The 14,758-nt window shown below is 68.2% G+C and carries 14 protein-coding genes; 8 read left to right on the forward strand and 6 right to left on the reverse strand.

Annotated features, from left to right (window positions below):
• Positions 1-139: 139 nt before the first annotated feature.
• Positions 140-943, forward strand: a complete 804-nt coding sequence (locus tag IT779_RS16290) for a class I SAM-dependent methyltransferase (RefSeq protein ID WP_196150165.1) — start codon at positions 140-142, stop codon at positions 941-943.
• 148 nt (positions 944-1,091) lie between these two features.
• On the opposite strand, the gene IT779_RS16295 is transcribed toward IT779_RS16290, so the two are convergent.
• Positions 1,092-1,589 carry a MarR family winged helix-turn-helix transcriptional regulator gene (locus IT779_RS16295; RefSeq protein ID WP_196150402.1) on the reverse strand — a complete coding sequence of 166 codons (498 nt, stop codon included), beginning with the start codon at positions 1,587-1,589 and terminating at the stop codon, positions 1,092-1,094.
• A gap of 105 nt (positions 1,590-1,694) precedes the next feature.
• On the opposite strand from IT779_RS16295, the gene IT779_RS16300 reads away from it, so the two are divergent.
• Positions 1,695-2,354, forward strand: a complete 660-nt coding sequence (locus IT779_RS16300) for a DUF4386 domain-containing protein (protein WP_196150166.1) — start codon at positions 1,695-1,697, stop codon at positions 2,352-2,354.
• Positions 2,355-2,380: 26 nt separating this feature from the next.
• Complete coding sequence (locus IT779_RS16305; RefSeq protein WP_196150167.1) at positions 2,381-3,145, forward strand: SDR family NAD(P)-dependent oxidoreductase; 765 nt, start codon at positions 2,381-2,383, stop codon at positions 3,143-3,145.
• A 390-nt stretch (positions 3,146-3,535) separates the two neighbouring features.
• On the opposite strand, the gene IT779_RS16310 is transcribed toward IT779_RS16305, so the two are convergent.
• Positions 3,536-3,895, reverse strand: a complete 360-nt coding sequence (locus IT779_RS16310; protein WP_196150168.1) for a hypothetical protein — start codon at positions 3,893-3,895, stop codon at positions 3,536-3,538.
• A gap of 622 nt (positions 3,896-4,517) precedes the next feature.
• On the opposite strand from IT779_RS16310, the gene IT779_RS16315 reads away from it, so the two are divergent.
• A complete protein-coding gene (locus IT779_RS16315) occupies positions 4,518-5,090 on the forward strand; it encodes a histone-like nucleoid-structuring protein Lsr2 (RefSeq protein WP_196150169.1) in 573 nt (190 codons plus the stop codon).
• Between the two features lie 180 nt (positions 5,091-5,270).
• Here IT779_RS16315 and IT779_RS16320 read toward each other — a convergent pair whose 3' ends face one another.
• Complete coding sequence (locus IT779_RS16320; RefSeq protein WP_196150170.1) at positions 5,271-6,503, reverse strand: hypothetical protein; 1,233 nt, start codon at positions 6,501-6,503, stop codon at positions 5,271-5,273.
• Between the two features lie 427 nt (positions 6,504-6,930).
• Positions 6,931-7,887 (reverse strand): GlxA family transcriptional regulator, encoded by a 957-nt coding sequence (locus IT779_RS16325; protein WP_196150171.1) that lies wholly within the window; start codon positions 7,885-7,887, stop codon positions 6,931-6,933.
• Between the two features lie 71 nt (positions 7,888-7,958).
• Here IT779_RS16325 and IT779_RS16330 point away from each other — a divergent pair, with 71 nt between their 5' ends.
• Positions 7,959-8,723 carry an MBL fold metallo-hydrolase gene (locus tag IT779_RS16330; protein WP_196150172.1) on the forward strand — a complete coding sequence of 255 codons (765 nt, stop codon included), beginning with the start codon at positions 7,959-7,961 and terminating at the stop codon, positions 8,721-8,723.
• Positions 8,724-8,852: 129 nt separating this feature from the next.
• Here IT779_RS16330 and IT779_RS16335 read toward each other — a convergent pair whose 3' ends face one another.
• Both IT779_RS16335 and IT779_RS16340 read right to left on the reverse strand, forming a co-directional pair.
• Complete coding sequence (locus IT779_RS16335; protein WP_196150173.1) at positions 8,853-10,151, reverse strand: NtaA/DmoA family FMN-dependent monooxygenase; 1,299 nt, start codon at positions 10,149-10,151, stop codon at positions 8,853-8,855.
• Positions 10,152-10,325: 174 nt separating this feature from the next.
• Entirely contained in the window at positions 10,326-11,549 is a 1,224-nt protein-coding gene (locus tag IT779_RS16340) for a hypothetical protein (protein ID WP_196150174.1), read from the reverse strand.
• Between the two features lie 293 nt (positions 11,550-11,842).
• Between IT779_RS16340 and IT779_RS16345 the strand changes: the two genes are divergently transcribed.
• From IT779_RS16345 to IT779_RS16355, 3 genes are all read left to right on the forward strand, one after another.
• Complete coding sequence (locus IT779_RS16345) at positions 11,843-12,433, forward strand: TetR/AcrR family transcriptional regulator (RefSeq protein WP_196150175.1); 591 nt, start codon at positions 11,843-11,845, stop codon at positions 12,431-12,433.
• A 114-nt stretch (positions 12,434-12,547) separates the two neighbouring features.
• A complete protein-coding gene (locus IT779_RS16350; protein WP_196150176.1) occupies positions 12,548-13,663 on the forward strand; it encodes an alpha/beta hydrolase family esterase in 1,116 nt (371 codons plus the stop codon).
• Between the two features lie 276 nt (positions 13,664-13,939).
• Positions 13,940-14,758, forward strand: coding sequence for an acyl-CoA thioesterase domain-containing protein (locus IT779_RS16355; protein ID WP_196150177.1), 819 nt, complete (start codon positions 13,940-13,942; stop codon positions 14,756-14,758).

A 14,758-nucleotide genomic window follows, 5' to 3' on the forward strand; every position in this document is an offset into this window, starting at 1 on the left:
TATAGCGATTCCCTACAGATCACCGCGCGAAAGCACTCGAACGCGACATCCGGCGCGGTACGCTCACCGCCGGACCAGCACCACGCGATCGCCGACGACCGGAAGTCACCGCGGCCACAGGACCGAAGGACGACCACCGATGAGCACCCGACTCGACGCCGAATACCTCGATCCCACCCCCCTGCGCGTGCGGATCGACACCCACCGGCGGTATTCGGAGAACGACCACCACCCCACCGAGGACGTCCTCGACGCCCTCGCGCTCACCGGCGCGGAAGCTCTGGCCGACATCGGCTGCGGTGACGCCCGATTCCTCGCCGACCTCGTCGCCGCGGGCCACCGAGGACCCCTCGTCGGCGTCGATACCTCACCCGCCATGGTCGCGGCCGCGCGCACCGTGCCCGGCGTAGCGGGCGTGCTCGCCGACGCCGAACGAATGCCATTCGAGGACGGCACCTTCGACGCGCTCACCGCCCGCCACATGCTCTACCACGTGCCCGACCCGCAGGCCGCGCTCGGCGAATTCCGGCGCACCACCAAACCCGGCGGCGCCGTCGCGATCGTCGTCAACCACCCGCACACCTGCCCCCGCACCGCCGAACTCGTCGCCGCGCACGCGAGCTCCTACGGCGTGCGGCCCGATCATTCCTTCCGCGCTTCGGTCGATTCCGACACCCTGCCCGCGCTCATGGCCGAGGTCTTCGACTCCGTCGAAGTGCACCGCAGCGACAACGCCCTCGTCTTCGAAAGCGCCGCACCGCTCATCCGCTTCGCCGAATCGCTGCTCGGTTTCCACGGGGTGCCCGCCGATCATCCGGACCGTGCGGCGGTTCTGGAGGATCTGCGGACGGATGTGACCGAGTGGTTCGATGCGCATCCCGGCGCGGTGTGGCGGGATCCGAAGGGATACATCGTCGCCGTCGCGCGAACGGACAACGTCTAACGCCTCGCCCCGAGTGGGTTGCCGCTCGGCCTCCACACCGAGGCCGACGAAGAACGCTGTCCGAACCCGCGGGCGTCGGATCGGCGTAACCGACACCGGCGCTGTGGAACTCGGCGAAGACCGGGGCGGTCCTCGGCCGGCTCCGATGTCATCGGACCGACTTGAAGTCGGGGTGGATCCCGGGCGCCAGTTCCTGGTCCTCGGCTATCCGCCTGAGCAAGGCGGTGAGCTGGCGTCGTTCGTCGGCGCTCAGCGCGCGGCAGAGTTCGTCTTCGTTCCCACGGGCGGCGGCACTCAGGTCGCCGAGTAGGGCGCGACCGGCGGGGGTCAGGTGAAGTGCGTGCAGTCGGCGGTCGTCGGGGTTGCGGCGGCGTTCGATGAGTCCGCGCTGTTCGAGGGTGTCGGCGAAAGGAACGAATCGGCTGGGGGGCATGCCGAGGGCGTCGGCGAGTTCGCGCTGACTGCGTCCCGGTCGCGCGGCCAACATGCGGAGCAGACCCGCTTGCGGGGGTGTGAGATCCAACGCGGCTATGCCCCGGGCGAAGTGCGCGGCGGCGTGCGCGCCGACTTGGGCCAGAAGGAATCCGGCGCCGTCGGGCCTGCTATGCGCGTCGGGTTCGGGGTGGTCGTCGTCGGTGCCGTTCATCTCCACGTGGACATCGTACCCACAAGATAATCGTATACAGTTGACAATCATTATGGATCGGATTCATTATTTGCGGGTAATCATCTCATCTTCGAAGGAATTCGCATGAGCGAGCACGCGATCACCGCCCGCACCGCCGTACCACTGCTGGCCTCGACCCTGGCCTTCACCGTCTTCTCCATCGCCTACGTGGCGCTCAATGCCGGGATGCCGCATCCCGACGCCGCACCCGCCGAGGTACTCGCCTACGGCCTCGCGCATCCGGGCCTGCTCGAGGCCGGTTCGGCCCTGATGCTGCTGGCTGCTGCGCCACTGGCCGTGACCGGAGCGCTGGCCTACATTCCGTTGCGCGAGCGACTCGGACGCGTGCCCGCGATCGCGCCCGCGGGTGGCCTGCTCGCCGCGGGCGCGCTGACATCGAGTGCCGTATTCGGCTGGGTGAGTGCGCAATTCGATACCGATACCGCCCCGTCGGTCGCCCGCGTCATCGCCGACCTCGGATTCGCCTTCGGAGGACCGGCCTACGCGACGGCCTTCGGGTTGTTGGTCGCGGGCATCGCGATTCCGGCGTTGCTCGGTCGACTGCTGCCGCGCTGGCTGGCCGCGCTCGGCCTGGTCATCGCGGTAGCGGGCGCGGTGGCCGCGATCGGGCTCGCGGTGCCGGGGGCACAGGTGCTGATCCCGGTGGTCCGGTTCGGTGGACTGCTGTGGCTCGTCGGCTCGGTCATCGTTCTGACTCGACGAACCTCGACAACGACCCGCTGAAATCCGAACCCGGAAAGAGGACCCTCGTGTTCGGAACGTATTCGGATCTTCCCGGCAAGGTCGCTGTCGTCACCGGCGGTTCGCGGGGCATCGGCGCCCGGACCGCGCAAGGGCTCGCGGCACAGGGCGTGCGGGTGTGCGTGGTCGGGCGCGATGAGAACGCACTCGACGCTGTGGTCACCGAAATCGGGGAGGCGGGCGGTAGCGCGTTCGCGGCGGTCGCCGACACCACCTCGGCCGAAGATCTCGCCGCGGTCGCGGCCGTCGTCGACGACCGGTACGGCCCGGTGGATGTGCTCGCGGCGTTCGCGGGTGGGCAGGGCGCGCCGATATCGTCCACCGCGCTGAGCGAACAGCGCTGGCGGGAAGTGCTCGACTCCGACTTGACCTCGGCCTTCCTGACGATCCGCACCTTCCTGCCCGGCATGGTCGAGCGCGGGTCCGGCAGCATCATCACCATGTCCTCGGCCGCCGGACGGCAACCCAGCCGCGCCAACCTCGCCTACGGTGTCGCCAAGGCCGGAGTGGTCATGCTGACCCGGCACCTGGCCACCGAGATCGGCCCGCACGGTGTCCGGGTCAACGCCATCGCGCCCAGTTCGACCAGTACCGAAAAGGTCGTGGCGAACATGCCCGCCGAGGTCAGAACCCAGATCGAGGCGTCACATCCGCTGCGGCGTCTCGGCACCACCACCGACGTCGCCGAGACCGCCGTGTTCCTGGCCTCGGCGGCCTCGTCCTATCTGACCGGCCTGGTCATCGACGTCGCGGGTGGACGCGTGACGAATTGACGGTCCACAGCGGACGGTGTCGGCGGGAAAATACCCAGCGAAAGACCATGTGGTCACTCCCGCCGACACCCGCTGACCTCATGCGCGGCCCGAACGTCGTCGCCCCGCGGCCGGATAGCCTCCGGTCGTCGAAGCTTGTTTTTGCTTTGATTTGTTGGAGGTAGAGTATATAGCTAGATGCGCATATCTACGTATCGACATTTTTAGAACCACTCAGCTGTGCGTCACCCGACGCGCTGGGTGGTTACCGCCCGAAGGTCACCACTCGATCAGGCGGCGATCCGACCAGGGCGTGCTGCGCTCCCACTGCCGTATCCATTTGCGAACGGTCCCCACTCCCCCACCGTCACCTGCCAACGAATCTCGCACCGGCAGGCGGCTCCCCCGCGGTCAGGTCCAGAGCACCGCGACGAGTACGTTCACGATCGCGGCCCCGCCCGCCGCATGCGTCATCCACGGAATATCCTTGCCCCGCTTGGCATCCGCGCGCCCCATCTCCGCGAAAGCCGCCACGAGCACCGCGATGACCAACTTCACCGCCAGCTTCGCGTTGTCGGGATCCTTCCCGAGGGAATCGATGGCCGAGGCCATACCCGCCAACACCAACCCACTGATGATCTGGGCCCGCGCACCCCACACCATCAACTCCGATACCTTCGGCTGCCCGGCCACGTATCCACCGACCACCGCCGCCATACCGAGTAGATGGGTGACGACAACCAGGTTGTAGAGAAACTCGGACACACTCATGTTGCTTGCTCCCTGCGATAGCGGTGACAGTAGGCGGTCCCGGTCTTCCGAAATTATCGTGGTCGACAGGAATCGACGCACCGTGCAGCATCCCCCATGGCAGGCCGATATCGGGAACCGGACTCGGACCGGATCCGATCGAGCGTCCGCCGCGCCGTCGCACGCTCGTTCGCTCCGGTATCGGGATGATCGATCAGCGTCCGGACCCGGGCGGGACGCATTCCTACGCCGCTTCCCATATGGACATCCCCTTCCGAGTTCGGACCGCCGCACCGACCGTTCGCCGCGCCGAGACTACTACCGCTCGGTAATCGCCCACTCACGTGGTCACGACCGTGCCGACGTGAAACCCCATCCGGGCCAGTGGAATCCGGTGACCTCCCGCTGACCGGCGCGTGATCGCCGGAACATTCCGAGCGAGGCGAACACGGGAGCGTGTTTCCGATCGGGAGTCGGGCCAATCGAGGTCCGTGTGCCAGGAATGCATCGATGGGCCGGAGTGGCCTCGAATGGGGTGGTCGAGTCGAATGGTGTTACCACTCGAGTGCCGAGAATATGAACTACCGGACAGAATGAACCGGACAGGTTGTTAGCCTGGGGAATTGGGTGCTAGCCTGCGCGCATGGCCAAGACTACCGTGGTCGTCACCAAAGACGACTGGACGGGCGAGATTGTCGATACCACCGATATCGCCCCGAAACAAATCACCAGCTTCACATTCAACGGGCGCGAATACTGTCTGGATCTCTCGGCAGCCAGCGCCGAGGAACTCCAGGCCACACTGGCGCCCTGGATCGAAAAAGCGTCACAGGTCAACGTCGTCGGTCGTCGCACCCGGCAGACCAAGCCCGCCGCCGAAACGGCGACGGTCGAGACCACCGCCGAGGACCGCGCCGCGATTCGGGAATGGGCGCGGGACAACGGATTCGACGTCGGCCCCCGCGGCCGGATTCCGGACGCCGTCATCCGGGCATATCACGAGAGCCCCGACGAGGACGAGGACGAGGCGTTCGAGGACGAGGTGGCGACGAGCGAGGCGGACGTCGAGGTGTCCGGCGTCGACGATGCCAAGCCCACCGCCGCCGAGCGCGCCGCCATTCGCCAGTGGGCGCAGGAGCAAGGGCTGGAAGTGAAGAGCCGCGGACCGCTGTCGCCGGATCTCATCCGCGACTACCGCGAAACGCACGCCGCCTGAATCCCGAAGGGTGGGCGGGCGGGGTCGAAAGAAATCTCCGCCACCGTGTCTGTGAATTCACGGTGGCGGAGACGTAGTCGAGCGCCGTGCGGCGGGCGAGGTCGATCGGAATGCGGTGATCGACCTCGCCGCTCGAGCGAGTATTCGCTGCACGCGGCGAGGTCGGCGGTGCGAATCAGCTCACTTCGCGCACATGGATTGAATGACGCCCTTCACAATCGGCATGCCGTAGGTGACGGGCGCGAACATCAGGGTCTGCGCGATCGAGAGCGGGGCGTCCACACCGACGAATTCGGCGACACCCGCACCGGCGGAGAGCAACATATTCGCCGCGTCGAGGGTGAAGGTCGCCAGTTCCATGGCGTCGGCGACCGGCATCTCGGCCAGCGGCACGGTGCCCGCGCCCGCGGTCTGGTGAATTCCGAATCCGAGGCTGCTCGCGAAGGCGAGCGGGCCGTAGCCGATCAGATCGGCCGGGCCGCCCGAATCCTGGGTGCGACGGGCCATCACCCGATTCTCCCGCAGGAAGCTCTGCATGGAATCGGCGCTCGCCCGCAGGGCGACACGATTGATCGGCAATTCGGGGCGATCGAGGAAATCGGTGGTGCGTTGCAGCAGGTTGCCGGTGGTCAAATTCGCGACCGGCGTGCACGAGCCGTACCCGCGCACCACATTCGACGCCAGCTGACGAATCGCGGCGGGCACCTCGACCGGTTCCACGGTGACCTGATCCACCTCGAGCGGGCGGTAGGCGTTCGGTGACGCGCACCGGTCGACGAGGTTGCCCTGCACGGTGCGCGCGAGCGCTTTGACGCCGGTGAACAATTCGCTCACCACCGGTTTCAGCACGAATCCGACCATCGGCACCATACTGGCCGCGAGTTGGGCCGGAATCTTCACGACGCCGGTGGCGAGGACGAGAACCTCGATGACGTCGTTGACCGTCAGGCGGGAGATCGACATCGTCTGGTCGATGCGGCCGGTGTGCACGGCGTCGAGTCCGTTCACCAGGTATGTGACGATCGGGTCGTCCAGGGACGCGGTGTTCTCGTTGACGGTGCCCGGGTCGACCGGCAATGCGTCTCGATGCACGCGCATCGTCGACATCGAGACCCGGAATCGGTCGACCTGGCCGTCGTAATCTGTGACGCGGTCGGCGGGGACGATGGCGCGGATCGCGGTGGCGGCGGCCGTCGCGACGTCGTCGAAGGTGGGGGCGGCGCCGACGCACAGACCCGCGGCGTCGGTGATCGGCGCGTCGGCCAGCGGCACCTCCTCGGTCGGCGCCGCGCCCGCCGGAGCGACCCCGTCCTCGATCGGCGCCGCGCCCGCGGGAGCGATCCCGGTCACGGTGAGGACACCGGACAGGGTGATCGCGCTCACGAGCGCGGCGAGGGCGTGCGGGATCCGCATGACGGGCCTCCGAATTCGGGTCACGGAGCGATCCGCGACGTCAGTGCCACCGGATCGTCTTCGAGTCGGCCACCGCGGGCTCGTCGGATACCGGCGTTGGCGCGAGCGATCCATCGGGTCGACTGGTTCAGCTGTGCTGCAACACTTGTCACAGCCACGAGCGCAGAATACCCACGGCGGACACCGGTGCGGTATCGCGCGGCGTGATCTTTGCACAGAGCACACTCGGGCCGCCGATCCATTGTCGAGCAGCACAATTCGGCACGCCGACGCCACCGGTCGTGACGACCGGATCGGGCGTGATCCACCATCCGTGACATCGCCACGACCGACAAAGGGCGCAGAGACGGCTCTTCGACGGACATCGCGATCCGGCGCGGGTGTGTTACGTCTCACCGAACGCGCAGATCACACGGGAGCGCGCTCCTCATTCCGTGCGATTCGCGCCGCGGAACAAGGCCCGGTGCGCGGCGGGACTGGTGCCGAGTTGACGCTGGAAGTGGTGACGCAGGCTCACCGCGGTGTGGAAACCCGCGTCGACGGCGATCCGCTCGACGGTGTCGTCGGTGGATTCGAGCAACAGGCGGGCGCGGTCGGTGCGTTGCCGCAGCAGCCAGCGCTGTGGGCTGTCGCCGGTGCGCTCGCGGAAGCGCCGGGTGAAGGTCCGTCGTGACATCGATGCGATCCTCGACCAGCTGTCCAGGTCGATGGCGGCGCCGAGATCGGTTCTGGCCCATACCATCGCGCGTTCGATCGGGTCCTGATCGGCGATCTCGGGCACGGCGACGGGGATGTACTGGGCCTGGGAGCCGCTGCGGTGCGGCGCGGTCACCAGTTCGCGGGCCAGCTCGGTGGCCTCTCGACTGCCGAGGTCGACCCGGACCAGATGCAGACAGCAGTCGAGCGCGGCGGCGACCCCCGCCGAGGTGATCACATCGCCCAGATCCGACCACAGGGTGTCGGCGCGCACCCGCACATCGGGATAGGCCGAGGCCAAAGCCTCGGCGCAGCGCCAGTGCGTGGTGATCTCACGTCCGTCGACCAATCCGGTGGCGGCGATCGCCCACGCGCCCAGGCAGAGTCCGACGATTCTGGCCCCGCGCGCGTGTGCCGCGATCAGGGCCGCGCACAGCTCGGGCGAAGGGTCGTGACCGGGCAGCCAGCTCGGGATCACCACGGTCTCGGCCGTCTCGAACGCTTCGAGACCGTGCTCGACCGCGATGTCGAACCCCGCCGAGGTGGTCAGGGTGGCGGGCCGCTCGGCGCACACCGTCACCCGATACGGCGACGCGGTTCCCGTTCCGGTGCGGCCGAACACCAGGGTCGGCACCGACAGGTGGAACGGACTCACTCCGTCGTAGGCCAGAACCGCCACCGTGCGCATGGCCCGATCTTAGCGATAAGCGACCCTCGGGCCGCTGTCGCCCGCGGTGACCGGCGAGCACGATCGCAGACATGACCGAAACGACAACCCGCACCGCCGTGGAAGTACTGCATATCGGCGGCCCAACCCTGCGGCTGCGCTATGCCGACTCGACCTGGCTGACCGATCCCACCTTCGACGAGCCGGGCGAATATCCGGGACCGGTGACCCTGCGCAAACTCACCGGTCCCGCGCTGGGCCCCGACGAGGTGGGGCCGGTGGACGTGGTGCTGCTCTCCCACGACGAGCACGCCGACAATCTCGACCACTCCGGGCGCGCGTTCCTCGCGAACGTGCCGACGGTGCTGTCCACTCCGGGCGCGGCCGAACGCATCGACGGGGTTCGGGGACTGGAGAATTGGGAGGCGGTGACGATCGGCGCCGCTCGGGTGACGGCGGCGCCCGCGCTGCACGGCCCGCCGGGGTGCGAGCCGTTCACCGGAATCGTCACCGGATTCGTGCTGACGGCGCCCGACCATCCGACGGTGTACGTCTCCGGGGACAATGCCTCGGTGCCCGTGGTCGCGCGGATCGCCGAACGCGTCGGTCGCATCGATATCGCGGTCTTGCATGTCGGAGCCGCCAATGTCGAGCGATTCCCGGAGGACGTGACGCTCAACGCCCGTGCCGCACTCGAGGTGGCGCGGTTGCTCGACGACGCGGTCATCGTCCCCGTCCACGCCGAGGGGTGGGCGCATTTCAGCGAGACCCTCGACGACCTCGCCCGGGTATTCGACGAAGGCGGCCGCGGGAAGCAACTGCGCATTCCGCCCGTCGGTCGCCCGATGACGGTGTGAGTTCGGTTGTCGTCGAGGTGGATCGCGGATACCGCGAGTTCACGACGGCGATGCGGGCGCGACGGTGATTCGGACGGCGCGAAGTCGGGTCCCCGCCTCGGTGTGTGCCGAGGCGGGGAGCCGGTGCGTTCAGAAGCGTTCGCGCAGTGGGCGGTCGGCGGGGGTCGCGCGGTAGATGCCGTGGTCGACCAGGCGGGGGACGACTTCATCGATGAATTCCCGGATGTCGGCCGCGCCCGCCGAGAACATCAGGTTGAAGCCGCCGACATTGCCGTCCTCGTGCCAGGCCGCGAAGTCGGCGACGAGGTCGTCGTAGCTGCCGACGAACTTGCGGTGCGTGGCGCCGCCGCGGCCGACGGCTTGGGCGACCACCTCGCGCACGGTGACTCCTGGGCGCTCCCTGATCCAGTTGTAGAGGCCGACGTAGTTGCCGAAGGTGCTCTTGATCGTCTTCTCGACGTCCTCCGGGCGCGGCAGCAGGTGGGTGGGGAACGGTTCGTCGAGGTCGCCGAGTGGGACTTCGAGGCCGAACTGCCCCATCGCGTACGGTGCGAGGGGCGCCCAGTCGACATGACTGTCCAGTTCCCGCAGTTTCTCCTCGGCCTCCTTCGCGGTCCGGCCGAGGAAGGGGATGAGGCCGGGGATGGGCGGGACGGAGCCGGGGGCTCGGCCTTGTTCGAGCAGGGCCTTGTCCAGCGTCTCGCGGTAGGCGGCGGCGCTTTCGCGGGTGGAGGAGTTGGTGAACACCATCTCGGCGTATTTGGCGGCGACCGCGATGCCGGGTCCCGAACCGCCCGCCTGCGCGATGAGGGGTCGGCCCTGCCTGCTCGGCGCGATATTGAGCGCGCCCGCGACCTGGAACCGCTCGCCACGGTGTTCGATCGGTTCGGCGTAGAACCGGGTGTGGCCGTCGGGATCGCGGCGCAGTTCCCGGTTGTCCCACAGCGCCCGCAGGACCTGGAGGAATTCGTCGGCCCGCTGATAGCGCGCCTCGCGATCCAGATGGTGTTCCAGGCTGTAGTTCAGCGCGAACCGGTCGACCACGGAGGTGACCGCGTTGTACCCGGCGCGACCGTCGGATGCCTGGTCGAGCGAGGCGAGCAGGCGGGCCAGGTTGTACGGGTCGTAGAAGGTTGTCGACGCCGTCGCGATCAGGCCGACGTATTTCGTGTGCTGGGAGATCGCGGTCAGCGCGGTGATGGGCTCGGCGGGGCCGCCGTCGAAGGCCGGGGATCCCTGCAAGCCCGGGATGTCGCCGACGAACAGCGCGGTGAACAGGCCCTCGTCGCCGAACTTGCCGTACTCGAGCAGGCGTTCGAATGTGCTGCGTTCGGGAATCCCCTGCGCGCGTTCGTATTTATAGGCGCCCTGGTGCAGGTTGAGGTCGTTGGCCACCAGGTTCAGATGTAGGTAACGGCGCTCCGCCATCGGGGGCTCCTGTCGTGAATCGTTCCGGTGTAGAGGCGTGTTCAGCGTGGCGCGCGGGTAGCGGCTGGTCGAGATCGGAGATTCCGACCGAATGAGAGCATAGTTCTCATTCGTAGAGAATGGCGATATCGCGTTGGTCGATTTCCGCAGCGGCCCGGAGGGAACTCGAAGGTTTCAGGCGGCAGGCGGCGCGGCGGACCGTGGCGATCGGGGGCGCAGTTCGCGAGCGATCGGGAACCAGAGCAGTGCGAGGAAGGCGAGCGCGATGGCGTGCCACGGAAGCCGCCACCACCATCCGACCACCGGGGCGAACGCCGTTTCCGCATCGGGTCTGGGTTCGGCGAAGGACCAGGCGAGGAACGCGTCGCCGATGGGGAGCGCGCCGAGGGCGTACCGTTTGGAGTCGCCGAGCGTGATCGGCACGCCGAGACTTTCTCCCAGGCCGGTGAGCGAGTTCGCGAGGGGTTCGTCGCCGTGCGCGCGGGCCGCGCCGAGGGTGACCACCGTCGCCGATACGCTGATGCCGAGGACGAGCGGGCCGGAATCCACGTCACCCGCGCCGTCTCGGCCGCGCGGATACTCTCGCACGCCGGGCAGACCGAGTGGGGTATCGATGAATTCTCGGCGGAACGTGTCGTATTGCTGATTCGCCCAAGCGGTGTCGATCTCGGGCAGGAATCGTTGGATGATCGCCTGCGAGGAACCGCGCGCGCCCTCGCGAACGGGGGTGACGGAGTGCGGCATGAGTCCGGTGTCGGGGTCGAGGGAAGCCTTCGCGGCGGTGAGCCATCGGGCGACCACCGATTCGAATCGCGACCCGATCACCCGATCGTGTATTCGCAACGCCGCCACCGCCACGACATTGTCGACCGGCCAAGCCTGCCCCGGATAGGCCGCGAGGAACGGGCCGTCGGCGTCGAACGCCGCCGCGAGCGCTTCGCAGTCGGCGGTGAACCTTTCTGTCTCCGGCGCGCCCGCGCCCGCGAGTTCGATCACCGCTCCGCGCAGTCGGCTGGACCATCCCACATAGAAGACTCCGTACGCCGGACGTGACCGCGCATCGAAAACCGCACGCCCCGAAGGAGAATCCAGACGCTGCAAAGCCCAGCGCGCCTCCCGCACCGCTTGGTCGCGGTAGTTCGCTTGTTCGCGCGCCACATCCGTCCACGCCAATCCGTAGAGGACATGCGAGAAGACGTACCCCTCGGGGAACATGCTCTGCATTTCGCCCCCGAGTCCGGAATCCAAACGTTCACGGAGAAAACGCAATTGGGCGACGATCTCGGTGTGTGACTGCTCCTGCCGATACATCCGGACCTGCGGGACGAACAGCGCCACCGCGAGCAGGACCGCGACGACGACATACATCGCCCGGAAGAAGTGCCGAAGAGAGCTCACGGCCCCACCGTAATCTCGCCTCGATCCCGGCCGCGTCGTATCGACGGCCTGCCCGCCGCGGCCGGGTGGCCCGGAGCGGCGACCCTGGGCCCGAACGGCAGGGGGTAGGCCAACGCAAGTAGACGCGGAGTTCGTCGGGGGTTCGCCCTGGTCGGACAGGCGGACCGCACCGCAGACAACAACCCTGTTCGACCGATCAGTAGAAGACATCCGAGGCGGTGTGCACCCAGTTTCTGACAGTCGGCATTTATTTTACAGTTGTCAGTTAGATGCCGAGTGTCTATATTCGGTGCATGTCCACTGCTTCCCAGCCGAAGCCGGTCCGTCAGGATCGGCGGGTGCGCCGGTCGCGTGCGGCGTTGTTCGCGGCGGCCGTGCGTCTGGTGTCGGAGCGGGGCAGTACTTCGGTGTCGATCACCGAACTCGCCGAAGCGGCGGATATGAGTCGTCAAGCGGTGTATTCCCAGTTCGAGGACCGGGATTCGCTGTTCGTGGCCGCCGGGGTCGACCTCATGGAACGGGAGCTGTTCCCGGAACTGTCGCGGTGCGCGGACGGCGGTCCGCATGCCATGGCCTTGGTCGGCGCCGAACATCTGGCCCGGCACCGTGCGTACTACCGCGCCTTGGCCACCGGCTCCTGCGCCTATGCCGTCAAACAGGCGGTGATCAATACCGTGGCGGCGTGGCAGGCGGGTCTCGACCGTCCGCTCGCGCCGGGACTCGACCTGAGTGGCGCGGACGTCATGACCACATTCCTGGTCGGCGGCATGTTCGCCGTGTTCAGCCAGTGGCTGATCGACGGCGATGAGCCGCCCGACCCGCACCGGGTCACCGATCAGGTGCTCGGCGTTGCCGCCGCGCTGCGCCGCTTCGGAGCGGAGTAGCCGACCGGCGAAATCGCGGAACCGACGGCACGTGAACGGTATTCGCGCGTCGGGACCGCCAGTGCTGTCTCCGTCGCCACCGATGACGACGGGACCTATCGGAGAAGGTGTTCCATGCACAGACACGATGACCCCACCGCCGCGCCAGGCGCCTCGGACAACGTGCCCGCGCCGCCGCGCAACGCCCGCCGCCGAGCGCGGACGATCGCCATGCTTGCCGCCGCTGTCGCCGCCGCGGCTGTGCTGTCCCCCACCGCGGTTCTGTCCCCCACCGCCGCGGCCGAACCCGCCTCGGCGACCGAACCGGTGCCCTCGCGCGGCTGCGGCACGTCGACCACCGGGCCCGGCCAGTCGATCAACCTCTTCGAGGCCGCGGGGCGCACCGGCAGTTTCATCCTCGACGTGCCGCCGTCGGCTCCCGGTACCCCGCTGCCGGTCGTATTCGACGTGCACGGCTACCTGCAACCCGCGCTCATGCAGCGGCAATGGAGCGGGGTCGGCGACTTCGGCATGCGCAACGGATTCGTGACCGTCACCCCCGAGGTGTACGACGGATTGCCGAGGTGGGACTTCAGCGACGGCGGGCGCGATATCGCCTACCTGTCGGCCCTGTTGACCCATGTCGAGCAGACCCTGTGCGTCGACCGGCGGCGCGTCTACATGACCGGGCTGTCCATGGGCGCGTTCACGACCTCGTCGGTGGCCTGCCAACTCTCGGATCGCTTCGCCGCCGTCGCGCCGGTCGCGGGCCTTCAGGACTTCTCGTGGTGCAGGCCGACCAGGCCGGTTCCCGTCGTCGCGTTCCACGGCACCGCGGACACCTTCCTCGCCTATACCGGCGGCATGGGACCGGTCGGAGAGGCGCTGCCCGCCACCGACGGCTCCGCCCGCACCGCCGCGCAGCAGCATGCCGCCGACCCCGACACCGACCTGCTGCCCAAGCCCGTCGGCATCCCGGAGCAGGCCGCGATGTGGGCCGCCCGCAACGGATGCGGCGGCGCACCGGCGACCGGACCGGTCACCGGTGACGTGACCCGCACGGTCTTCGCGTGCGGCGCCGACGCCTCGGTCGAGCTGTACACCATCGACGGCGGCGGCCACACCTGGCCGGGCGGGGACACGAGCACGGTGCCGACACCGCTGGTCGGCAAGGTCGCGAGCTCGATCAGCGCGACCCAAATCATCTGGGACTTCTTCCGCGCCCATCCGCTACGCGGACCGATCGCCTGATCCCTCCACACCCGAAAGCGCGGGCCCGCCGGGTCCGCGCTTTCCGCGCGGGCAGATCCCGGGCCCGCGCCGGTCCTGCCTGGTGACAACGTCTTTCGAGCGATCGACACCGGGTGGCGCACCCGGCTGCGTCGTCCGTCCGAGCCACACCACCCCGCCGCGCGTTCCCGTGAACTGTCACAGGCACAATGAGACGTGTTACAGCGGACAGAAGTGTCCGGAAGGGTTCGACCCGAGCACACAACGGTCGACACACGGACTCACGGAGGACGAGGAATGAGCGAATCTCCGCACGGCGTATTCGTGGCGGACGGCGACACGTATGTGCCGACCCAGCTCGCCCGCGGCCCCTGGGGCGATTTCATGAGCGGTCAGTACGTGGGCGGCCTGCTGGCCTCGGTGATCGAGCGCGGCGTCAACGACGACGACCTGCATCCGACGCGGGTGACCGTCGACCTGTCGGGCCGCGCCGCGCTCGAGCCGGTCACGGTGCGCACCACCGTGCTGCGCGACGGTTCGCGCATCCGGCTCGTCGACGCCGAGATGGTCCAGGGTGACAAGGTCGTCGCCCATGCCCGCGCGGTCTACCTGCGGCGCGGCGAGCAATCCGCCAACGAGATCTGGACCGCGCCGGTGACGATGCCGCCGCTGCCGGAGGTGCCGTCAACTCCGCCGCCAGGCTCGGCAAGTCACGGCTTCATCTACAGCGCCGACAACCTCGACGATCCCGGCGCCGACCTGCGGGTCTGGGAGAACGCGAGCCAGAAGTTCATCTGGTTGACCTATCTGACCCCGCTGATCAGCGGCGAGAAACTGACGCCGCTCACCCGCGCGATCATGGTCGCCGACTCCGCGAGCGCCGTGGCGAACTACGGCTCCACCGGACTGCATTTCATCAACGCCGACTACACGGTGACCCTCGCCCGCCTGCCCGAAGGGCCGTCGCTCGGCATGGCGGGCCTGACCCAGCACAGCGAGGCGGGCGTCGCCACGGGTTCGGTCGCGCTGTTCGACAAGCACGGGTCGATCGGCACCGTCGTGACCGTCGGCATCGCCAATCGCGGTTTCCGGCCAGGAACGTCGAAACGCGACTGA

Source organism: Nocardia bovistercoris (assembly GCF_015674855.1).
In the GTDB taxonomy this organism is placed as follows: Bacteria; Actinomycetota; Actinomycetes; order Mycobacteriales; family Mycobacteriaceae; genus Nocardia; species Nocardia bovistercoris.